This window comes from Streptomyces sp. NBC_00425, assembly GCF_036030735.1.
GTDB lineage: Bacteria > Actinomycetota > Actinomycetes > Streptomycetales > Streptomycetaceae > Streptomyces.
Genome location: NZ_CP107928.1, coordinates 9629444 through 9651625 on the forward strand (window position 1 = coordinate 9629444; position 22182 = coordinate 9651625).

The following is a 22182-nucleotide window of genomic DNA, read 5'->3' on the forward strand; positions in this document are numbered from 1 at the left end:
CGCCTCATCGCCCTGACCCCGACAGGGGAACCGTCAGCCGGCGGCGACCGGGCCGTCGTCCGTCTTGCCGTCCTTGCGCGAGTGCAGCTGGAGCAGGCCGTTGCCGCCGCTCTCCGGGGGAGGGCTGGCGTCGGAGGACCCCTGGCCGCTCAGGTTCTGCCGGACCGAGTCGAGGATCGTCAGGCCCTGAGACACCAGACCGACGGCGCCGCAGCCCACCGGCCGCCGGTTGCCCCGCCCGCGACGCGGCCCACTGCCGTTGCCGGCGCAGCGCCCGACCGGTTCTAACCCGCTGCTGCCCTCGGCTCGCGCGGCAGCCCCAGCACCTTCTCCGCGAGGATGTTCCGCTGCACCTGGGAGGTCCCCGCGTAGATGGTGCCGGAGCGGGCGATGAGGTAGGTCGTCGACCAGGACGCCGAGGAGTTCGCGGCGCCGGGGTCGTCGGTGCGGTACGTGCGCAGGGGCGGGCGGCCGAGCGGCACCTGGCCGTGCAGGCCCATGATGTCCATCGCCAGATCGGTGACCTTGTTGTGGTATTCGCTCCAGTACAGCTTGGCGATCGACGACTCGGGTCCGGGCTCGGCGCCCTTGAGCCAGCCGGTGAGGATCCGATAGCCCAGATAGCGCATGATCTCGACCTTGGACCAGCACCAGGCGATCCGCTGGCGGATCACCGGGTCCTGGTCCTTGCCGTACAGCCGTGCCAGCTCGACGAGGCGCTCCACCTCCGCCTTGAAGAGGATCGGGTTGGTCGCCGCCTCCTCCCCGCGCTCCACGCCCAGCAGGCTCTGGGCGACCGTCCAGCCGTTGTCGACGCCGCCGACGACCAGATCCGCGCGGGTGCGGGCGCCCTGGAAGAACACCTCGTTGAAGTGCAACTGCCCGCTCATCATGCGGAACGGCCGCACCTCGACGCCGGGCTGGTCGAGGGGGACGAGGAGGAAGGAGATGCCGCGGTGCCTGGGTGCGTCGGGGTTCGTGCGGGCCAGGACGAAGATCCAGTCGCTGTGGTGGGCGCCGGAGGTCCACACCTTCTGGCCGTCGATCACCCATTCTTCGCCGTCGCGCACCGCGCGTGTCCGGAGGGAGGCGAGGTCCGAGCCCGCGTCCGGCTCCGAGTACCCCTGGCACCAGGTGTCCTCGCCGCTGAGGATGCGGGGGAGGAAGTGGGCCTTCTGCTCGTCCGTGCCCCAGCGCAGCAGCGTGTTGGCCAGCATCTTCACGCCGAAGGTGTCCTGCGGCAGCCCGAACGGAACACCTGCCAGCGCCAGTTCCTCCATCAGCACCACCTGGTGGAGCTTGGTCAGGCCCCGGCCGCCGTACCGCTCCGGCCAGGTCAATGAGAGATGGCGGCGCTCGGCCAGAAGACGGCGCCAGTCCCGGGCGAATGCCCAGGCCGCCTCCTCGCCGAGGGCGCCGATCCCGTTCCAGTCCGGCGGCAGTGTCTCGGCGAGGAACGCCCTGACCTCGGTGCGGAACGCTTCGGTCTCGGGGGGATAGCTGATGTCCACCTGCGCACTCTTCTCGTCCGGTCCCGTGCCCACAGCTCCGTCGCTGTATTGATTGTTTCAGCATAATAGGTTATCTATTTAAGAGGAATAGCGTCGAGCCAGGGCGGGCTGACATGGGACTGCTGGACGGCCGGAACGCGGTGATCACCGGCGGCGCACAGGGCATCGGGTTCGAGATCGCCGGTGTCCTCGGCGCTGAAGGGGCGTCCGTCGTCCTCGGCGACATCAACGAGGATGCGGCGGCGGAAGCGGCCGAACGCCTGGCCAAGAACGGTGTGGCTGCCACCTCGCTGCGCTGTGACGTCACCGACGAGGACGAGGTCGCCGCCCTTGTCGCCCACTGCGCCGACAGCTTCGGACCGGTCGGCGTGATGGTCAACAACGCCGGGATCACCCGGGACGCGACCTTGCGCAAGATGGCTCTCGCCGACTTCCGCGCCGTCGTCGACGTGCACCTGACCGGTGCCTGGAACGGCACCCGGTACGCCGCGGAGGCGATGCGCGCGCACGGTCGGGGCGGCAACATCGTCAACATCTCCTCCATCGCCGGCAAGGTCGGCAACTTCGGCCAGACGAACTACAGCGCGGCCAAGGCGGGGCTCGTCGGCCTCACCAAGGCCTCCGCGAAGGAACTCGCCCGGGCCGGGATCCGCGTCAACGCCGTCCAGCCCGGTCTGATCCGTACCGCCATGACCGAGGCGATGCCCGAGGCCGCCTGGCACGCGAAGCTCGCGGAGATCCCCATGGGACGTGCCGGAGAGCCAGCCGAGGTCGCCCAGGTCGTCCTGTTCCTCGCCTCCGACCTGGCGAGCTACGTCACCGGAGCCGTGGTCGAGGTCACCGGCGGCCGATACATGTGACCCCTCATGAAAGGCAACTGCCGATGCCCGCCCTCCTGCGTGACGCGGTGATCTGCGAACCCGTGCGTACCCCCGTCGGCGGCTACGGCGGCGCCCTCCGGGACGTGACGGCGGCCGAACTCGCCGCCACGGTCGTACGCGCCGTACTGGAACGCACCGGCATACCGCCCGCAGCCGTGGACGACGTCCTGCTGGGCCAGTGCTACCCCAACGGCGAGGCCCCGGCCATCGGCCGCGTGGCCGCCCTCGACGCCGGTCTGCCCGTGGAGGTGCCGGGACTGCAGATCGACCGCCGCTGCGGCTCCGGCCTGCAGGCGATCATCACCGCGGCGATGCAGGTGCAGACCGGTGCGAGCGACCTCGTGCTGGCCGGGGGCGTCGAGTCCATGAGCCAGGCCGAGTTCTACACGACCGGTGTGCGCTGGGGTGTCCGCGGGGCCGGCACCACCCTGCACGACCGGCTGGCGCGTGGGCGCGTCACGTCAGGAGGGGTCAACCACCCTGTCCCCGGGGGCATGTTGGAGACCGCTGAGAACCTTCGGCGCGAGTACGCCATCCCACGCGAGGAACAAGACGAACTCGCCCTGCGCTCCCACGAGAAGGCGGTCGCGGCCCAGCGGGAGGGCCGGTTCGCCGACGAGATCGTGCCCGTCACCGCACGGTCCCGGAAGGGTGACTCGGTCGTCGACACCGACGAACACCCGCGCCCCGACTCCTCGTTGGAGAGGCTCGCGAAGCTGCGTCCCGTGCTCCGCCGTCAGGACCCGGGGGCCACTGTCACCGCGGGCAACGCCAGCGGCCAGAACGACGGCGCCGCCCTGTGCGTCGTGACCCACCCCGAGCGCGCCGCCGAACTCGGACTGCGCCCGCTGGGCCGCCTGGTCTCCTGGGCCGTCGTCGGCGTACCACCCGAGACGATGGGCATCGGCCCGGTTCCCGCCACCGCGCGGGCCCTGGAGCGAGCCGGTCTGAAACTCGCCGACATCGACCTGATCGAACTCAACGAGGCCTTCGCCGCCCAGGTGCTGGCCTGCACCCGCGCATGGGGCCTGACCGAGGCCGACTTCGAACGGTTCAACGTCAACGGCTCCGGCATCTCGCTGGGCCACCCCGTCGGCGCCACCGGAGGCCGCATCCTCGCCACCCTGCTGCGCGAACTCGACCGGCGCCAGGCCCGCTACGGCCTGGAGACCATGTGCCTCGGCGGGGGCCAGGGCCTGGCCGCGGTCTTCGAACGGCCGACCGACCCAATCCACGCTCATGGAGGACGCTGACATGGCCGGACTGATCGCGTACGGCGCCTACGTGCCGTATCACCGCCTCGCGAGGACGGATGTCGCAGCCGCCCTGGGCGGCAAGGGGGGCAAGGGAACCCGCGCGGTCGCGGGCTATGACGAGGACACCACGTCCATGGCCGTCGAGGCAGCGCGCGGCGCCCTGGCCCGCGACGGCCTGCGCGCCCGCGTCAGCCAGCTCTTCCTCGCCACCGCCGCACCCGCCTACCTCGACAAGACCAACGCGGCCGCCGTCCATGCCGCGCTCGGCCTCGACCCGCACGTGCTCGCCGCCGACATGGCCGGCTCCGTGCGCTCCGGCCTCGGCGCCCTGGTCACGGCCGCCCGGTCCCCGGTCCCGACCTTGACGGTCCTGTCGGACCTGCGTATCGGCCTGCCCGGCGGCAGCGACGAGGTCGCGGGCGGCGACGGCGCGGCGGCGTTCGTCTTCGGCGGACACCGCAACGGTGCGCCCGTCATCGCGGAGGTGCTCGCCCACGACACGGTCAGCGACGAGATCCTCGACCGCTGGCGGCTGCCGGGCGCGCCCGTCTCCCGCGTCTGGGAGGAGCGCTTCGCCGAGGAGATCTACGTGTCCCTCGCGGACAAGGCGCTCACCGCGGCCCTCGACCATGCGGCGGTCGACATCGGCTCGATCGACCACTTCGTGGTCGCGGGCCTCCACGCGCGCGCGTGCGCGGCGGTCCGACGCACAGCCGGTGTCCGTCCCGAGGCGGTGACCCCGGACCTGGCCGGGGCGATCGGCAACGCCGGCACCGCGCAGCCCGGACTGCTTCTCGCCGACGTCCTCGACCGGGCCCGGCCCGGCGAGACCATCGCCCTCGTCGTGCTCGGCGACGGCGCCGGAGCCCTCCTGCTGCGCGCCACCGACGCGCTCCCGGCTCACCGCGCGGCCCGTCCGGTCGCCTCTCAGATCGCGGCGGGCAGCGCTCCGATGCCGTACACCACCTACCTGTCCTGGCGCGGCCTTCTCGACCGTGAACCGCCCCGTCGGCCGGACCCCGAGCCGCCGTACGCGCCGCCCGCACACCGCCGCACCGGCTGGAAGTACGGCTTCGTGGCCTCCCGTTGCGAGAAGTGCGCGACCAGGCATCTGCCGCCGGACCGAGTGTGCACATCCTGCCGGAGCGTCGACGCCATGACCGACGAGCCGATGGCGCACGTGCGCGGCACGGTCGCCACGTTCACCGTCGACCGCCTGGCGGCCACGCCGAGTCCGCCGATGCTCGTCGTGGTCGTCGACTACGACGGCGGCGGCCGGTTCCGCTGCCAGCTGACCGACGCCACCGAGGTCGACGCCGTCATCGGGGCCCGGGTCGCAATGACGTTCCGGCGCACGGTCACGGCGGCCGGCGTCCACAACTACTTCTGGAAGGCCCGGCCGGTGCGCACGGGCGAGACCGAGGGGACACACTGATGGGCTCGCACGGAATACGGGACCGGGTCGCGATCGTCGGCATGGGCTGCACGCCCTTCGGCGAGCACTGGACCCGCTCGGCGGACGACCTGCTGATCGACGCCGTCGGCGAGGCCGTCACCTCGGCCGGCGTCACCCTCGACGACATCGACGCGTACTGGTTCGGCACCCAGGCGTCCGGCGTGTCCGGGCTGACCCTGAGCCGGGCGCTCCACCTGCCCCACAAGCCGGTCACCCGCGTCGAGAACATGTGCGCGACCGGCTCCGAGGCGCTGCGCAACGCCTGCTACGCCGTCGCTTCGGGGGCGTACGACGTGGCGATGGCCGTCGGCGTGGAGAAGCTCAAGGACTCAGGCATGTCCGGACTGTCCGGCACGGCCATGCCGGGCGCGGGCGACGACAGCCGCGGGGAGATCACCGCCCCGGCCAACTTCTCTCTCCTGGCCCCCGCCTACGCGGCCAAGTACGGCCTGGCGGGGGAGGAGATGAAGGACGTCATCACCCGCATCGCCTGGAAGAACCACGTCAACGGGGCCCGCAACCCGCGCGCGCAGTTCCGCAAGGAGGTGCCGCTGGAGCGCATCCGGTCGGCCCCGACCGTAGCGGGCATGCTGGGCGTGTTCGACTGCTCGGGCGTCTCGGACGGCTCGGCGGCGGCGATCGTGGTGCGCGCAGAGGACGCCTACAAGTACACGGACAAGCCGATCTTCGTGAAGGCGCTGTCCTTCGTCGCCGGTCCCGCGGACGGGCTCCTCGACCCTGCGTACGACTTCACCACCTTCCCCGAGGTCGTCGCCTCCGCAGAGGAGGCCTACCGGCAGGCGGGCATCACCGACCCGCGCGCCGAACTCGCCCTCGCCGAGGTCCACGACTGCTTCACGCCCACGGAGTTGGTGCTGATGGAGGACCTGGGCTTCGCCGAGCGCGGTCAGGGATGGAAGGACGTCACCAGCGGGGCGTTCGACCTGGACGGCTCGCTGCCGGTCAACCCGGACGGTGGCCTGAAGGCGTTCGGGCACCCCATCGGCGCCTCCGGCCTGCGCATGATGTTCGAGGCCTGGCTCCAGCTGCGCGGCGAGGCGCCGGCCGAGCGGACGGTGAAGTCCGTGGCCGAGGGACGCTCGCTCGCCCTGACCCACAACCTCGGCGGCGGACCCGGCGAGTGTGTCTCGTTCGTGTCGGTCGTCGGCAGCCAACTCACCGAGTAGAACAGGCGGTTCGCGATGACGCGACTCCAGGACAAGATCGCCGTCGTCACCGGGGCCGCGTCCGGCATCGGCGCGTCCACCGCACGCCGCCTGGCGGCCGAGGGCGCGCACACGGTGGTCGCCGACCTGAACCTCGACGGGGCCGAGACGGTGACGGAGGAGATCCGCGCCGCCGGCGGCTCCGCGACGGCGGTCCCGGTCGACCTCGGCGACATCGAGAGCGTACGGGCCATGGTGGCCGCGGCGGTCGAGACGTACGGCGGTCTCGACGTCCTGCACAACAACGCGGCGGCCACCCACCTGGCCGCCCGTCAGGACCTCGCCGTGGTCGAGGCCGACCCGGCGGTGTGGGACGACACCATGCGCATCAACCTGCGCGGGACCATGGTCGCCGTCCAGGCCGCCGTCCCGCACATGATCGCGCGCGGCGGCGGCTCCATCATCAACACCTCGTCCGGGGCCGGGCTCTCGGGCGACCTGCGCAACCCGGCATACGGCGCCTCGAAGGCCGCCCTCATCAACCTCACGCAGTACGTCGCCACCCAGTACGGCAAGCAGGGCGTGCGCTGCAATGCCATCGCGCCGGGGTTCATCGTCACGCCGGCCAGCTCCGGTTCGGCGCACGGGGCGATCCGTGAGGCGATGCTGCGCCATCACCTCACGCCGCGCCTGGGACAGCCGGAGGACGTCGCGTCGGCGGTCGTCTTCCTCGCCTCCGACGAGTCGGCGTTCATCACCGGCCACACCCTGCGCGTGGACGGCGGCCTGCTGTCCCATCAGCCGTATGTCGCGGATCTGCGCGACGCCTGACACGGCCCCTGTGACTGCCGCCGGAGGCGCTGGGATCAGCGCCTCCGGTTCTCGGCGTCGCCCGGGACGCTCAGACCATCGTCTCCGGCTCCAGGTCGCCCAGGTAAGCCGCCCGCACTGCTGGATCGCGCCGTACCTCCTCCGGCGTGCCGGCGCAGATCCGGCGGCCGAAGTCCAGGACGACGACCTGGTCGCAGACGCTCATCACCATGTCGACGTCGTGCTCGACGAGCAGGACCCCCATGCCCCAGTCCTCGGCGAGCCGCCTTACCAGGTGGGCCAGTTCCCTGGTCTCGTCGTCCGACAGGCCCGCCGCCGGTTCGTCGAGGAGCAGCACGGACGGCGAGGCGGCCACGGCGCGGGCGATGGCCAGCAGCCGACGCTCTCCGTACGACAGGTCGCCCACCGGCCGGTCCAGGCTGCCCTGGAGACCGAACTCCCTTACCGCGACGAGCACATGGGCAGGCAGCGGGCGGCTGCCGGGGCGGACCAGGTCCGTGAGGTACGCCCACCGGCCGGGCCGGTCGCAGGCCGCGTACAGGTTGTCCAGGACGGTCATGTCCTCGAACAGCTCCAGAGACTGGAAGGACCGGCTCAGACCGGCGGCGGCCCGCCGGTGGACCGGCAGCCGGGTCGCGTCCCGGTCCCCGAGGCGCACACTGCCCGACACGGCCCGGGTGAAGCCGGTGACCGCGTCGATGGCGGAGGTCTTGCCGGCGCCGTTGGGACCGATGAGCCCCACGACCTGGCCCGGTCCGACGTCCAGACAGAGCCCTTCGACGGCGACGACACCCCCGTAGCGGACGGTGAGGTCCCGTACCTGGAGGGGGAGTGGGGCGGCGCGGGTCACGGCCGGGTCGGGCGACGGCTCGTCCTGCGGGACCGATGCCGGCCGCTGCGGGGGCAGCTTGCGCCGGCTCCCCGCCGCCCGTGTGCCGAGCCCCTTTCCGATGCCGTCCTGGTTGCTCACCAGCGTCAGCACCAGGATGATTCCGCCGATCAGCGGCATCCACTCGCTGAGCCCGGGCAGCACGAGGTCTCCGAACCGGGCACCCACCGTGCCCGCGGCGAAGGTCGCGCCGAACAGCGGACCGACGAGGAAACCGACCCCGCCGATGACCGCGAGGCCGAGCGCGGTGATGGAGCCGAAGCTCGCGAAGTCGGACAGGACGACCGAGGTCGAGCGGAAGCCGGTGAGCACGCCGGCGAGCGCGGCGATGGCCGAGGAGAGGCCGAAGGCATAGAGCTTGGCGGCGCGGACGTCGATGCCGAGGGCGGCGGCGGCCCGTTCGTTCGCCCGTACGGCGATCAGCCGGCGGCCGGTCCGGCTGCGTCGCACGTTGGCGACCACGAGCGTGGCGGCGACGAACAGCAGGAGCACCACGGCGGCGTACCGCTGCGGATGGTCGACGCCCGAGATGCTGATGCCGAAGAGTGTCTGCTTGCCCACCGCGATGCCGTCGCTGCCGGGGGTCGTCGCCAGGTCGGTGTTCTGGAAGACCATCGCCTCCAGGGTGGTGCCGAGGCCGAGAGTGATGATCGCGAGATTGACGCCGCGGGTGCGGACCGCGGGGAGGGCGAACAGCAGACCGATCGGCACCGTACCGAACACCCCTGCCAGCAGTGCGAGTTCGAACGGCCAACCCCAGTCGGCCGCCGCGTGTCCGGCGAGGAAGGCGCCCGTCCCGGCCAGTGCGTAGGCCGCGAGGGAGACCTGTCCCGCGTATCCGGTGACCACGACGATCGACAGGATGATCAGCGACAGCACCAGGGTGGTGGTGATCGCGTCGGCCCACAGTGGCGTCGCCAGGCTCACCAGCGACAGACCGGCCACGACGGCGAGCGCCAACGGCAGAGGGCGGACCTTCCCGGTGCCCAGGCCGGGCAGCCGGTCAAGGAACGTGCCCCGCAGCGGCAGCGCCCGGCCGCGTGCGACCAGCACCAGGGCGATGAAGAGGAAGGGGACCGACGCGGCGAGTCCGGAGACGTCGGAGCCGAAGCGGGTCAGTTCGGACTGCACCACGCCGATGACCAGGCCCCCGGCCAGCGTGACGGGGAAGGAGGAGAACCTGCCGACCAGGGCGGCGGCCAGGGCGCTGAGCAGGAGGGTGGTCAGTCCGGTCACCGACAGACCGATGACGGGCACGATCAGGATGGCCGTCAGCCCCGCGAGCGCCGATCCCAGCGCCCAGTTGCCGGTGGCGATCAGGTCCGGGGACCAGCCGAGCGAGGCGGCCGCGCCCTCGTTCTCCGCGACCGCGCTGGTGCCCAGGCCGAACAGGGTGCGCTTGTAGAGGAGGTGGAGGAACACGGTCACCACGACCGCGATGCCGATCAGCCACACACGGTCCTCGGAGACCGTGGCCCCGGCGATCGTCAGCAGCTTGGTGGGCAGTTTGCCCGGCACCAGCTCCAGGCCGTCGCCGTAGCGCTTGACGGCGATCGCGGTGAGCACGATGAAGACCGCCAGGGTGCCGACCAGACGGGCCAGCGAGGACGCTCTGCGCAGCGGGCGGAGCGCCAACAGGTGGGTGAGCACGCCCAGCACCGCGGAGAAGACCACGCCGCACGCGGTGGCGGGCCAGTACGGCACGCCGTGCTGGGCTGCGAGCTCCCATTGGACATATGCCCCGGCCATACCGATCGCGCCGTGCGCGAAGTTCAGGACGCCGGAGCCCCGGTAGACCAGCACGATGCCGTGCGCGGTGAGCGCGTACAGGGCGCCGAGCGCGAGGCCGAGCAGCGCGAAACGTAGGACGTCGTCCATCGAGGAACCTCCCGAAGGCAGGAGCGAGACAGCACATTCATTTAAATAATTGTGCCGAGAGTACTTCACTAACCACAAAACGCACCCCATGCTGTTCGGCATCTCGACGACGAGCCCAGCGGAGGAACCCATGAACCACTCACGCCGACGCAGAACCGCCGCAGCAGGCTGCCTCGCGGTCACCGGAGCCCTGCTCGCCGCCGGCTGCGGGGGAGAGGCGTCCGGGAGTTCGAAAGAAGACACCTCCGCCCTGAAGGGCGCACCGGTCAAGGTGATGGTCTGGACGCCGGAGGACACCCAGGGCAGCGCCCAGCCCGGGGTCCGGCTCACCGCCCAGGCCTACGAGAAGTGGATCAACGCCAACGGCGGGATCAAGGGCGCCCCGCTGAAGGTCCTCACCTGCAACGAGAAGAACAACCCCGACGAGGCCGAGAAGTGCGCCCAGCAGGCGGTCGCCGAGAAGGTGGTCGCGGTGGTGGGCTCCTACAGCCTCGCCGGTGATCGCTACATGCCCATCCTGCAGAAGGCCGCCATCCCGTACATCGGCGGCACCGGCGTCTCGGCGGCCGAGTTCTCCAACCCACTGTCGTTCCCGGTCAACGGCGGCACCCCGGTGGTGTTCGCGGCCCACGGCCGGCAACTGGTGCAGAGCGGCTGCAACAAGATCTCCGGCGTGCGCTACGACGTGGCCGCCGCCGCCGTCGTCTCGCAGTTCCTCACCGTCGGCGCGCTCTCCGCCGGAGGCGCGGCGCCCAAGGACATCAAGGTGCCGCTCACCGCCACCGACCTCGCCCCGCAGGTCGCCGCCGCGACCAAGGGAAGCGACTGCGTGAGCGTCATCATGGGCACCGCCTCGGGCCTGTTCGTGAAGTCGTACGTGCAGTCCGGCGCCAAGACGAAGCTCGGCAGCGTCGTCGGCAACCTGACCCCGCAGCTCGCCGAGAGCACCGGCGGAGCCGGAGGCCCGCTGGAGGGCGCCGCGATCACCGGCTACTTCCCGCCGACCTCCGACGCCGCCTGGAAGGACTTCGTCGCAGCCACCAAGGGCGACAAGGACATCGACACCAGCAACGGCGCCAACGAGACGACCTGGGTGGCCTTCAAGGTCTTCACCGAGGCCGCCAGGAAACTCCCGACGATCACCGCGAAGGCCCTCGTGCAGGAGCTCGACACCAGCCCGGGCATCAGCACCGGCGGCCTGACCCCGCCGCTGAGCTGGAAGGCGTCCACGGCCCTGCCGATCAAGGGGCTCGACCGCATCCACAACACCACCGCCACCGAACTGACCATCCGCGACGGGAAGATCGAGTGGGCCAAGCCCGGATCGACCTTCGTCGACGTCCGCAAGGTCCTGACGGCCATGTCGTCCGGCTGAGGAGCAGGCCTGTGCACGACACCGACGCACCCCTGATCGAAGCACGCTCTCTGTCCGCCGGATACGGCAGCCAGCCCGTCGTACGCGACCTCGAGCTGGAGGTCCGCCCCGGCGAGGTCGTCGCCCTGCTCGGTCCCAACGGCGCCGGCAAGACCACCACCCTGCGGGCGCTCTCCGGAAGCCTGGCCCCGATGGGCGGCGAGGTGCGCTGGCTGGGCGAACCCGGCCGGACACCGCTGCACCGCCGCGCCCGCCAGGGCCTGGCATACGTCGGTGAGCGGGCGGTCTTCACCCGGCTCGACACCGCGGACAACCTGCGGGTCGGCCGGGTGGGATCCCAGCAGGCGCTGGAACTCTTCCCCGAGCTCGAAAAGCGCCTCAGCACCAGCGCGGGCATGCTGTCCGGCGGCGAGCAGCAGATGCTGTCGCTGGCCCGCGCCCTGTGCCGCACCCCCAAGCTGCTCCTCGCGGACGAACTCTCCCTCGGTCTGGCCCCGCTGGTGGTCGACCGCCTCCTGCACGCGGTACGCGAGGCGGCCGACCGCGGCCTCGGCGCACTGCTGGTCGAACAGCACGTGCGCAAGGTGCTGGACGTCGCCGACCGCGTGTACGTCCTGCATCGCGGCCACGTCACCATGACCGGCACCCCGGCAGAACTGCGCGGCAACCTCGACGCGATCGAGTCCTCGTACCTCGCGCGCACCCCTGCGGAAAAGACAACGTACGCAACTGATTGAGGTGAACGCTGTGCCAGGCGCACGCGAGCAGATCCGATCCCTCGTCCTCTCCGGCGACACATTCGACCAACCCGCCGACGAACTGCAGGAGTTGCAGCTGGAGGCCGCCCGGGAGACCTTCACCGCCCACCGCGAGCGGGTTCCGCTGCTGCGCACCCGGGCGGCGGAGACCGGCGTCGACGAGATCACCGCCCTCGACGACCTCGTGCCGCTGCTCTTCTCGCACACCAGCTACAAGTCCTACCCCGTCTCCCTCATCACCGCCGGCCGCTGGGACCGGCTCCTGCGCTGGTACACCACCGTCTCCGCGGTCGAACCCGGCGACGTCGACATGGACGGCGTCCGCGACATCGACGAGTGGACCGACCGCATCACCGCCGCCGGCCACCGCCCGTACATCACCAGCGGCACCTCCGGAAAGGTCTCCTTCCTCAACTGCGACGCCGGCGACCTGAGTCTCCTGCACGACATCCTGGAACACCTCACCTGCTGGCCCGACCCCCTGCCGGCGAAACCCACCCGCCGCGGATATCTGCTCGCACCGGCGAGCGGCCCGATGCGCTCCATCGACGGCTTCCGATGGCACGCCGAGGTCTTCGCGCAGCCCGGCGAGACCAGGCTGCTCACCGAGGACCCGATGAGGGTGTCCGAGCTGATGAGCAGCGCGCTGCTGCGCCGCCGGATCGCCGAGGGCACCGCGACCCCGCAGGAGATCAGCTCCTTCGAGACCGTCTCGGAGTCCCGCGAACGGGAACTGGGCACGGCCATGGCCGAGATCGTCGACGACATCGCCGCGCACCGCGACGAACCGCTGCTGATCGCCGGCATGAACAACCAGCAGTTCGCTCTGATCCAGGCCCTGCGCGCCCGCGGCGTGGCCGACGGAAGCCTGCACCCGGACACGCTGGTGCTCAGCGGCGGCGGCAACAAGGGCCGCGCCCTCCCCGACGACTACCAGCAGCAGCTGGCCGCCTTCTACGACGGCGTCCGCCGCGTACGCAGCTACGGCATGACCGAGCTCCAGGGCTCCTGCCTCGCCTGCGAGCAGGGCAACTACCACGTGCCGCCCTGGGTCATCCCCCTGGTGCTCGACGAGCCCGGCGAAAAGCTGCTCAACCCCGGACACGGCGTCGTCGAGGGACGGTGCGCGTTCCTCGATGTCTCCCTGGAGGGCCGCTGGGGCGGGCTGATCAGCGGCGACCGGGTCTTCGTGGACTTCTCGCCGTGCGCCTGCGGCCGCCCGGGACCGGCGGTCCTGCCGGACATCCGGCGCTACGGCGACCTCGGCGGCGACGACAAGATCACCTGCGCCGCGACACTCGACTCCTACGTGCGAGGGATGATCCACTGATGAGCCGTACGACACGCGACGGCACCACGGCCGCCCCCGTGAACGTCGTCCACGTGATCCGGGGCGAGGCCGACCGGAGCACCCCCGTCGACCTCGGCCGGTTCACCGCACCGGCCCTCGACCTCGACCGCCTCGTGTGGCCCCGCACCGAACCCGGCCCCGCCTTCCACGTGCCCGTGGCGGAGATCGTCGATCTGCTGGTGGAGACCGGCGAGGCCCTCAAAGCGGACCGGGCAGGCCTGCTCGCCGAAGCCCTGGACCGGATGGTCCCGGTCAGCCCGCTGCCCGCGGAAGTGCTGGAGCGCGCCTACGCCGTGCTGTGGCGCAGCTTCCAACGCCCCGGTCTGTACGCCCAGATCGACCACGAACTCGGCGGTGCGGACGTGCTCGACGGCTGGCGCGAGGTGCGTCTGCCCGACGACCGGATCGCGGCCACCCGCGCGTTCCCGCCCCGCCTGGTGCACATCATCGCGGGCAACGCACCCGGAGTCGCGGCGATGTCCGTCGTGCGCGGCGCGCTCACCAAGGGCGTCAACCTCCTGAAACTGCCCTCGAACGACCTGTTCACCGCGACCGCGATCCTGCGCACCATGGCCACGGTCGCCCCCGGGCACCCGGTGGTGCGGTCGTTCTCCGCGGTGTACTGGCGCGGCGGCGACGAGGCGGTGGAGAGCGTGCTGTTCCGCCCGCAGTTCTTCGACAAGCTGGTCGCCTGGGGCGGTGAGTCCACCATCCGCAGCGCGCTGAAGTACGTCGGCCCGGGCTTCGAGCTCGTCTCCTTCGACCCCAAGACCTCCATCTCGATGATCGGTCGCGAGGCCTTCGCGTCCGAGGAGAGCCTGGCCCGGGCGGCCGACGCGGGCGCCGTCGACGCCACCTTCTTCAACCAGCAGGCCTGCGTGGCCAGCCGCTTCCAGTTCGTCGAGGGCTCCTGGGAAGACGCCGACCGCTACGCCGCCCTGCTGTGCGAACGCCTGGGCGTGGCGAGGGAGTTCAGCTCGGCCGGCGGCCCACGGGTCGCCGCGCAACTGCGCGAGGAGATCGACGTCCTGCGGTCCATGGAGCCCGAATACCGGGTGTGGGGCGCCTACGACGGCCGGGGCCTGGTCATCCGCTCTCCCGAACCGGTCGACTTCCACCCCGACGGGAAGATCGTCGACGTCGTCCCGGTCGGCGTACTGTCCGAGGCGATCGCACATGCCGGGGTCGCCACCCAGACGGTCGGCGTGTACCCCGACACCCGCAAGGCGGAACTGCGCGACGCCCTCGCCTGCGCCGGCGTGCAACGCGTGGTCTCCCTCGGCAGGGCGGGCGGCATGCCACCGGGCCTCTCGCACGACGGCTTCTACCCGCTGCAACGGCTCATGCGGTGGGTGAACGACGAGTGACTGCTTCGCCGGCGGCGCACCCGGGCCCCCGATTTCCGCCCGGACCGCGTGACCGGCCACCCGGAGGACCGCGGACACCGGCGCTGGTCGGAGGGCTCGGGCCGCTCGCGGGGTCTGGATCACCAGCAATCTCCACCTGAGCGCCGACGACCGGCGCCCAGCCCACGTTCACGGTGCGGTTGACTGGCGGCTTCGCGAGCGTCGTGCATTTCAACAGCGGCGAGGAGTTCGCGACGACGGTGTACTTCCTCACGCATCCCGACTGGAGCCAGGATCTCGTCCTGGTGAAGGATCAGGACCGCATCGGCCCCGGGCTGTGCCGGCCCGAGCTCGCCGCGCTGCTGGAGGCACCACCGGGTGCAGCAGGCGTCACCGACTCTCACATCGGGGAGTACCGACGGATCCGGTGATCCCGGCCTTGGACGACCGGGACCACCAGAACCGGGTGGAAGACGGGATCAGCGCCGGGTCGGCGTCGCTGGTCCACCAGATGATCCACCCGGTACCGCTCGCGCTCAGGGCGCCCCGGCGGACGAGGTCGAGGCCCGCCGTTCGGGCGAGAGCCTGCAGACGGCGGACTCCACCTCGCCGGTGTCAGTGGCGGCCCTGACGACGGCGCAAGGCTGACGTACGGACCCTGGGCTCCACGGTTCGCGGTCGAGAGCTCGGCTGTTCTACGCAGCCGGGCTGATGTCACCGTTGGTGTTCATGTCGAAGATGCCCTGGGTCTTGCCGTCGACCTTCAGGTGCTTGAGCCAGTGCTTGGCGAGGTTGTGCACGTTCTTGTACTGCATCTCCCACACCACCGAATGCCCTGCGCAGTCCAGCTTGACCATCAGCTTGTGGCCGCCGGCGATGGCGTTTGTAGAGCGCGCGGACCGAGAAGTTGAGCTTCGCGCCGTGCCCGCGCCGTGCTCGGCCACCGACGTGAGGTCCACCGGCGAGGTCACCGGATCGTCCGTGCACAGCAACGCGTCGACTGGGGCGAACACTTCGTCCCCGCGCGGTCGGACAGTCGAATAAGTGAGCGTTTGGTTCTCTGTTGTCCGTTTCATTTGGCTTAGCTGTCGCGCCAGTTGGTGGTGGCTTCGTGGGTGAGGCGGCGGGTCATGAGGTTGATGGCGGCGAGCTGGATCATGGCGGTTGATCGGTGTGGGTGGGTTTCGTAGTCGCGGGTCAGGCGGCGGTGGTGCATGAGCCAGCCGAGGGTGCGTTCGATGACCAGCGGCGGGGTTGGACGTGGAAGCCGCGGACGCCGGGGTTGCGCTGGACGATTTCCAGGTCGATGCCGATCTGGGCGGCGTGTTCGACGGCTTTGGTCTTGTAGCCGTTGTCGGCCCAGGCTTTGGTGATGGTGGGGTGGCGTTCGCGGACGTGGGTCAGGAGTTGGGTGCCGGCGGCGGAGTCGTGGACGCTGGCGGCGGTGACGGCGACGGCGAGGAGGAGGCCGAGTATGTCGGTGATGATGTGGCGCTTGCGCCCGATGATTTTCTTGGCCGGGTCGATGCCTTGGCTGGTCAGGGGGACGGTGGCGGAGGTTTTGATGCTCTGGCTGTCGATCAGGCAGGCGCTGGGCTCGCTGGTGCGGCCTTCGGCCTGGCGGACTTTGCCGCGTAAGAGGCCGGTGAGCTGGTCGAAGATGCCGTCGGTTTCCCATCGGGCGAAGTAGCCGTAGACGGTTTGGTGGGGCGGGAAGTCGTGGGGTAGGTAGCGCCAGGGGATGCCGGTGCGGTCGACGTAGAGGATGGCGTTGATCAGGGCGCGCAGGTCGTGGGTGGGTTTGCGGATGCCGTTGCGGGCCTGGCGCCAGGCTTCGAGGGTGGGACGGATGAGTTCCCAGCGGGCGTCGGACAGGTCGCTGGGGTAGGGCCGTGAGGGCTGCATGATGCCTGGGTATGCGGTGGCAGCCGGCCTGTGCAGGGCGTGTGCGGGGGTGTTGGGTGCTTCAGGGTCGCGAGTTCGCGGTGTCGTATGAACCGGGTGGTTTCTGAATGAGACAGGAGCTTTTGCCAGGAACCCGGCGCATTACTGGTCCGCTGATGCCGTATAAGCCGTTATTCCGGCGGATCGCCCGGTCCGGCGTCTGGGTCTGACCGCCGAGAATCGGCAGGAAACGTTTGATAACCGAACCAAACGCTCACTAAGAGGTCATCTCATTTCAGAGCCTGCATGTTCACCGAGTCGATGGCACACCGCGACCAGTCCAGTTCGCCGCGCGAACCGATCTCGACCAGGACCAGGCGATGCAGCTCTGCCCACACCCGGGCCTTCGAGCACTCCATGAACCGGCGGTGATCGTTGGCACCGGACGGCCCTCAGCGGTCTTCCCGGCGGTGTCAGCCCTCTGGTGCGGGTGCTGTGGGTACGTCACGCTGTCTGCAGCAGAACCAGGGGGAGGGCATGATGAGGTTGTTTGTCGCCGCGGTGAACGTGCGGTCGGCTTCGTGATGGCCGGTGGTGCCGTGTGGCCGGAGGGTCGAGTTTGACCGCGGCTGAGCAGAATCCGAACCTGGCGCCGCGCGGTGCCATGCGCTGGCCGTTGGGCCTGCATATCGCCGTCGTACTGGTGCTGGCCGTAGCCGCAGCGATCACCGTCCTGGGACTGCTGTGGCTGATGCTGGGGGCGCCGCAGGTTCAGGTGTCCGGACCGCTCAAACCCGGTGATACCTATGACGCCATCAAGATCGCACTGGCTGTCGTTGCCGGCGTCGGCGGGGTCGTGGCGCTCGTGGTTGCCTATCGGCGCCAGCATCTGAGTGAAGCGACTGAGCTGCGTGAGTATGACAAGACGCTGATCGAACGGTTCGGCGCCGCCGCGGAACAACTCGGTGCAGACCAGCCAGCTGTACGCATGGCGGGCACCTACGCCATGGCACGGCTCGCCGATGAATGGCCGCAGGAACGCCAGATGTGCATCGACGTGCTGTGCGGCTATCTGCGAATGCCGCATTCTCCCGATCCACCCGCCGACGAAGGGGCGCTGGCGTCGTGGCGCCGCGAGCGGGAAGTGCGCGTGACTGTTCTGAGGCTCATTGCCGCTCACCTGCTCGACGATGCGCCCGTATCCTGGCAGGGCCACGATCTCGACTTCACGGGCGCTGTCCTTGTCGAAGCTGACTTCCGTGGCGTCCGCTTCACCGGCGGTGACGTCCTCTTCGTCAAGACTCTCTTCGCTGGCGACGGAACAGACCAGATCATCTTCGATGAGGTGAACTTCGCCGAAAACGGCCACGTCTATTTCCGGCTCGCCGAATTCCGCAGCGGCACTGTCCGCTTCAACCGTGCCACTTTCAGCGGCGGCTGGGTCACCTTCGACCATGCCCGCTTCACCGGTGCACGTGTGAGCTTTCGAGACGCTGCACTCATTGCAGGCGATGTCTTATTCGAGGGAGCTGAGTTCTCCGACGGCATCGTCGACTTCACCGGCGCGACCTTCATCGGCAGCACGGTGAACTTCGGTGAACACCACCTCCCTTCCATCTACCGTACGGTGCCGCCCGCTCACTTCAGCGGTGGCGTCGTCGACATGTCCCAGGCAGCCGACTTCAGGCACCCTCCGAAGTTCGGCCTGCAGGTGACGCCCTCTGGGCTGCGGCTTCCCTCGGGCACCAGCATTTCTGACCTGCCTTGAGCTCGTCAGCGCCCGGCGGCGGTTCTGAGTTGGTCAGGCGGCCTGACAGTTCGTGGCCGTGAGTGACGTCACGGTGTTCGGCAGGACGGTCCGTGCGGCGGGTGAGCCGTCGGGTCGTGAGCGTGATGGCCGCCCAGATGATCAGCACTTGGCTCGTCTGGGGCGGACGTTCGTGGTCGCGGCAGTGACGGCGGCCGTGCATGTCGAGGCGGCACCGGGGTTCGCCGCGACGTATCCGGCCGCCGATGATGTGTCGAGCCAGGTGCGTGTGCTGGCCAGGGGGTTGCGGTGGGCGCCCGCTGTGGCGGTGAACGCCAACGGCCGATCGTGTCCCTCGCGAGCGTGTCCTTGGCGACCTGGACTTTCGATCCGCCGGCCAACGTCACGGCCGAAGGCAGGGGGAGTTGAGGCAGCGGAACGGGGGTGTGGCCGGCTCGATCGCGACGAATGGACCGCATCGTGGAGCGCTGGCCAGGGGGCCGGCGTGGCGACGTGTACTCGATCACGACGGCGTCCACCGCGTGCGTCTCGCCGGAACTGCCTGGCGTGACGCACGTGACGTGACGGCACCCGCCATAGGTCCAGGTCAGGCGAGTGGAATCACAACATCTTCTACAGAGCCGGCAGATCCCCTACGGCGCGCGCCAGCAGACGCGGCGGCCCACCGAGCGCCCACGTGCTGTGACGCGTCGGCCCGGAGAGATCCGGTGTTGCGGGCTATGCCCGACGCACACGCCTTCTGTTCGGATCCGGCGACAAGCGCGCTTGTGGGCTGGCGCTGGTTCCCTCCGACCTGGCCACGCTGTTCTGGGTGATCAGCGGGGCCTCCCTGTCCGAGGTCGGCAGTGGGTGCTTCACCTACTTGGTGGTCGTCTATGGGTTTTCGGGTTGCTGGGGTGGTTGGGGTTGCTGTGGGTGTGGGGGTTATTCGGCGACGTAGGTGTAGCCGGTCCAGGTGTAGACGTGGAGTTGGTTGTCGTCGGTGGTGATGGTTGTGTGTGTGGGTTCGAAGTGTTCGTAGCGGTTGCCTTTGAGTATTTTGACTTTGGTGGTGGTGTCGGCGATGAAGCGGATGCGGTCTTCGTCGGTGAGTTGGAAGGTGGGTCCGCCTTTGAGGATGGCGTTGGGTTGGTGCATGTGACGTCTCCTTCGGGTGCGGGTGCGGGTGCGGGTGCGGTGTGGGTGTGGGTTGAGTTTGTTTTGGTTGTGGGGGGTGGTGTGTGCAGGATAGGAGGGGGTCCTAAACGGGGTCTTAAGAGCGTTTCCAAACTGGGTTGTTCACTACTGAACCTGAACGAGTGATGTCGGGCGTTCGCCGGATCTGAGGCTCCTGGTCCGGTACTGCTGGGGGCTGTGAGGTATGCGCAAGGTGGGGGCTTCACCGACACCGAAAGGGCTGCTCGTGAGCGAGTGCGTCTGGATGCGGTGGTCCGGTTCGAGGCCGGGCAGACGACCAGAGCCGTCGCGACCGCGCTCAGGGTGTCGGAACGGTCGGTGGAACGGTGGCGACGTCAGTGGCGTGAGGGCGGTGCACCTGGTGTCGCCTCGAAAGGATCGCCTGGCCGCTCCCGGCTGTCCGACGGCCAAATTTCCAGACTGGAACGGGAGTTGGAGCGCGGTCCACTCGCGCATGGCTGGGCTGATCAGCGGTGGACTTTGGCGGTAGTTGGCCAACCCCTTCTGGCGCCGGGTGAACCGTCGTCTTGGCGGCGTCCTGCTTCTCGGAGTACGCCGGCACCAGCACGCCGTCGATGTCCACGATGACCTCGCCGCCAGCGTCCGGAGCCGCCTCGCCGGCCAGCCGCCAGACCCACTCGCGGACTTCGGCCCGTGCCCGACGGACCGCCGCGAGCGCACGGGGCCCGGCGAGGCCAGGGCGTCGACCAGGCGGGAGACTGTCGGGTCGGAGGCCACCGGCCCGAACACGGCGGGCTCGGCCCGCAGCCTCGCGACATCGGCCAGGCAGTCCCCGCCCAGGGCCGCGGTAAGCGGGAGGTCCAGCAGAATCTTGCCGGGATCATGGACCACACGCGCCTTACACCACGGCGCCGGCGCCGCCGATATCGCCGCATCCAGCCCCGCCTTGCGGGCGGTCTCGACCAGCAGCACGGCGCCGGACTACGAGACCACCTCGCGACCACCGCCCTCGACGCGGACACGCGGGTACGACCCGCCACGCTTACTCACCTGGAGAGTTCCTCCGGCCGGAGCGGGAACAGGGACCTAGACAATCCTCATTCTCGCTGGTCAGGGGCCCTTTCTGCTTTATGGCCACCCGTCGTCGACATGATGCTGGGTGAGCGCGTCCAGCGATGTCTCCGCCACATGCGCAGTGACGCTGATCGCTGCGATGCGTCGCCGTCGCGGATCGGGACGGCGACGGAGCGGATACCCGCGGGGAGCTCTTCGTCCGCGACTGCCCATCCGCGCCCTCAGTTCGGTGTCGAGCTCATCGGCGCCGAGCCGCCAGAGGGGGACGCCGGACCTGCTGGGCTCGGCAAGGACGTCGCAATACGCTGGTGCGTGAGGAAGCCCCCGATCGGCCCGCACAGGCATGCCGCCCGGACCGTGTTGTTGGATCCTGTCAACCCGGCAGCCAAAGGATCAGAAGCAGGACCGGCCAGGCTCATTCTCCCAGGCGGTCACCACGAGCGCGATGCACAACCGCAGCTCGCACCCTAAGGTCCCGAAAAAAGACGCTGCTATCGTGAGGTGGGGTAGCCCAGCTTCGAGAGGGATCCGCTGATGCAGCCATCCCACACCCGAGTCTTGGTTGAGGCGGCCTATGCAGCCGGAGCCGGTGACCGGCGCGAGGCCGCGATGACGGTGCTGAGGCTGCTTGAGCCGGTGACCCATCACGACGCCAGCGCCCTCATGCTCTGGGACCCGATGGCCCGTGCGCACCGCGCACTCGCTGTGGTCACCTACGGTGATGAAACGGTTGCCGCATTGGGTGACCGCTATGCGGCGAGCGCAGAGAACCGGCCGGTCCGGGAGCGGCACCTGCCGTTGCGGATCGACGACATGCCGGGCGATTACCGACGGTCCCCGATGTACCGAGAGGTGCTCGGACCTGCTGGCTTCGCAGACGGCATGACCGCCTGCCTCTTCTCGGACAGCGGTGTGTACACGGGCATGCTGCATTTCTCCGCGGCGGCGCGTGGCGCGTTCCGGGACGACGCGGCCGAACTCCTCAAGGCTCTGGTGCCCGCGCTGGCGCGGATGTGCGACGTGGCTCGACGGCAGACCACCGGATGCGCCATACCGCCGGGAGCGAACGCCACCCTGATCGACCACACCGGCCGTGCTTGGGCCGTCGAGACGTGCGCCCCGGCGCTCGCGCCCACGCAGCCCGAGTTCACCGGCTTTCTGCGTCGCTTCATGGCCTCGGCGCAGGTCGCCGCCACTGGGCTGCAGGCGTCGAGTGAAGGGTGGCTCTCGCTGCAGGTCCTGAAGGTGGTCGATCCGCTGGGACGGCCAGAGCCGGCTGTACTGGTGCAGGAGCTTCCGACGGCTGGCCTGCCCTATTCACTCTCGCCGCGCGAGTACGACATCCTGAACGGGATGGCGGCAGGGTTGTCGAACCAGCAGCTGGCATCGCAGCGAGACGTCTCCTTGCGCACGGTGACCACGCACGTGGAGCGGATCCTCCACAAGATGGGGCAGCCGTCGCGAGCCGGCGCGGTGGCGTCGGCGCTGCGCGAGGGGATTCTCAGCTTGGACCGCTGACCGCCGCTGTCGGTAGGAATGCGTATTGAGGCGCAAGGTGGCCGAGCGCCATATTCGAGGTGAAGAGAAGCCCGCGCTGAAGGCGGTCCCCACCCGTCGAGCC

Annotated in this window: 17 protein-coding genes and 4 pseudogenes; 13 read left to right on the forward strand and 8 right to left on the reverse strand. The window is 69.8% G+C overall.

Annotation, left to right across the window (positions count from 1 at the left end; all coding sequences use genetic code 11):
- Nucleotides 1-33: 33 nt before the first annotated feature.
- Both OHS82_RS42735 and OHS82_RS42740 read right to left on the reverse strand, forming a co-directional pair.
- Entirely contained in the window at nt 34-195 is a 162-nt protein-coding gene (locus tag OHS82_RS42735; RefSeq protein WP_242433355.1) for a hypothetical protein, read from the reverse strand.
- 89 nt (nt 196-284) lie between these two features.
- Entirely contained in the window at nt 285-1544 is a 1260-nt protein-coding gene (locus OHS82_RS42740) for an acyl-CoA dehydrogenase family protein (RefSeq protein WP_242433356.1), read from the reverse strand.
- A gap of 80 nt (nt 1545-1624) precedes the next feature.
- Between OHS82_RS42740 and fabG the strand changes: the two genes are divergently transcribed.
- From fabG to OHS82_RS42765, 5 genes are read left to right on the forward strand one after another with little or no spacing between them, the layout of a single operon-like run.
- Nucleotides 1625-2371: a 3-oxoacyl-ACP reductase FabG gene (gene fabG / locus OHS82_RS42745; protein WP_328435978.1), complete on the forward strand. Its 747-nt coding sequence runs from the start codon at nt 1625-1627 to the stop codon at nt 2369-2371.
- Between the two features lie 23 nt (nt 2372-2394).
- Nucleotides 2395-3645 (forward strand): acetyl-CoA C-acetyltransferase, encoded by a 1251-nt coding sequence (locus OHS82_RS42750; RefSeq protein ID WP_328435979.1) that lies wholly within the window; start codon nt 2395-2397, stop codon nt 3643-3645.
- 1 nt (nt 3646) lies between these two features.
- Entirely contained in the window at nt 3647-5083 is a 1437-nt protein-coding gene (locus OHS82_RS42755) for an OB-fold domain-containing protein (RefSeq protein ID WP_328435980.1), read from the forward strand.
- Nucleotides 5083-6291: an acetyl-CoA acetyltransferase gene (locus OHS82_RS42760; protein WP_328435981.1), complete on the forward strand. Its 1209-nt coding sequence runs from the start codon at nt 5083-5085 to the stop codon at nt 6289-6291. Before OHS82_RS42755 ends, OHS82_RS42760 begins: the two co-directional genes overlap by 1 nt.
- 15 nt (nt 6292-6306) lie before the next feature.
- Complete coding sequence (locus tag OHS82_RS42765) at nt 6307-7101, forward strand: SDR family NAD(P)-dependent oxidoreductase (RefSeq protein WP_328435982.1); 795 nt, start codon at nt 6307-6309, stop codon at nt 7099-7101.
- Nucleotides 7102-7171: 70 nt separating this feature from the next.
- On the opposite strand, the gene OHS82_RS42770 is transcribed toward OHS82_RS42765, so the two are convergent.
- Nucleotides 7172-9868: a branched-chain amino acid ABC transporter permease/ATP-binding protein gene (locus tag OHS82_RS42770; protein WP_328435983.1), complete on the reverse strand. Its 2697-nt coding sequence runs from the start codon at nt 9866-9868 to the stop codon at nt 7172-7174.
- Between the two features lie 130 nt (nt 9869-9998).
- Between OHS82_RS42770 and OHS82_RS42775 the strand changes: the two genes are divergently transcribed.
- The 5 genes from OHS82_RS42775 (at nt 9999) to OHS82_RS42795 (ending at nt 15129) form a co-directional block, all read left to right on the forward strand.
- Nucleotides 9999-11243, forward strand: a complete 1245-nt coding sequence (locus OHS82_RS42775; RefSeq protein WP_328435984.1) for an ABC transporter substrate-binding protein — start codon at nt 9999-10001, stop codon at nt 11241-11243.
- A gap of 11 nt (nt 11244-11254) precedes the next feature.
- On the forward strand, nt 11255-11980 hold the full coding sequence (locus OHS82_RS42780; protein ID WP_057582415.1) for an ABC transporter ATP-binding protein: 726 nt from the start codon (nt 11255-11257) through the stop codon (nt 11978-11980).
- 10 nt (nt 11981-11990) lie between these two features.
- Entirely contained in the window at nt 11991-13331 is a 1341-nt protein-coding gene (locus OHS82_RS42785) for a hypothetical protein (RefSeq protein ID WP_328435985.1), read from the forward strand.
- Nucleotides 13331-14719: an acyl-CoA reductase gene (locus OHS82_RS42790; RefSeq protein ID WP_057582416.1), complete on the forward strand. Its 1389-nt coding sequence runs from the start codon at nt 13331-13333 to the stop codon at nt 14717-14719. Before OHS82_RS42785 ends, OHS82_RS42790 begins: the two co-directional genes overlap by 1 nt.
- Before the next feature lie 203 nt (nt 14720-14922).
- Complete coding sequence (locus tag OHS82_RS42795) at nt 14923-15129, forward strand: hypothetical protein (RefSeq protein ID WP_057582417.1); 207 nt, start codon at nt 14923-14925, stop codon at nt 15127-15129.
- Between the two features lie 264 nt (nt 15130-15393).
- Here the strand turns inward: OHS82_RS42795 and OHS82_RS42800 are convergent, their stop codons facing one another.
- The 3 genes and pseudogenes from OHS82_RS42800 to OHS82_RS43670 form a co-directional block, all read right to left on the reverse strand.
- A complete protein-coding gene (locus tag OHS82_RS42800; protein WP_328435987.1) occupies nt 15394-15711 on the reverse strand; it encodes a hypothetical protein in 318 nt (105 codons plus the stop codon).
- Nucleotides 15712-15779: 68 nt separating this feature from the next.
- A pseudogene (locus OHS82_RS42805) lies at nt 15780-16603 on the reverse strand (IS5 family transposase).
- Between the two features lie 272 nt (nt 16604-16875).
- Nucleotides 16876-17034, reverse strand: a pseudogene (locus tag OHS82_RS43670) (IS5/IS1182 family transposase); the annotation flags it as partial.
- A gap of 167 nt (nt 17035-17201) precedes the next feature.
- On the opposite strand from OHS82_RS43670, the gene OHS82_RS42815 reads away from it, so the two are divergent.
- Nucleotides 17202-18350 (forward strand): pentapeptide repeat-containing protein, encoded by a 1149-nt coding sequence (locus OHS82_RS42815; RefSeq protein WP_328435988.1) that lies wholly within the window; start codon nt 17202-17204, stop codon nt 18348-18350.
- 924 nt (nt 18351-19274) lie between these two features.
- Here OHS82_RS42815 and OHS82_RS42825 read toward each other — a convergent pair.
- Complete coding sequence (locus OHS82_RS42825; protein WP_057584822.1) at nt 19275-19487, reverse strand: DUF5988 family protein; 213 nt, start codon at nt 19485-19487, stop codon at nt 19275-19277.
- Nucleotides 19488-19703: 216 nt separating this feature from the next.
- On the opposite strand from OHS82_RS42825, the pseudogene OHS82_RS42830 reads away from it, so the two are divergent.
- A pseudogene (locus tag OHS82_RS42830) lies at nt 19704-20012 on the forward strand (helix-turn-helix domain-containing protein); the annotation flags it as partial.
- Between the two features lie 37 nt (nt 20013-20049).
- Here OHS82_RS42830 and OHS82_RS42835 read toward each other — a convergent pair.
- Nucleotides 20050-20537 (reverse strand): annotated as a pseudogene (locus tag OHS82_RS42835) (transposase); the annotation flags it as partial.
- Between the two features lie 558 nt (nt 20538-21095).
- Between OHS82_RS42835 and OHS82_RS42840 the strand changes: the two are divergent.
- Nucleotides 21096-22079 (forward strand): helix-turn-helix transcriptional regulator, encoded by a 984-nt coding sequence (locus OHS82_RS42840; RefSeq protein ID WP_328435989.1) that lies wholly within the window; start codon nt 21096-21098, stop codon nt 22077-22079.
- The last annotated feature ends 103 nt before the right edge of the window (nt 22080-22182 follow it).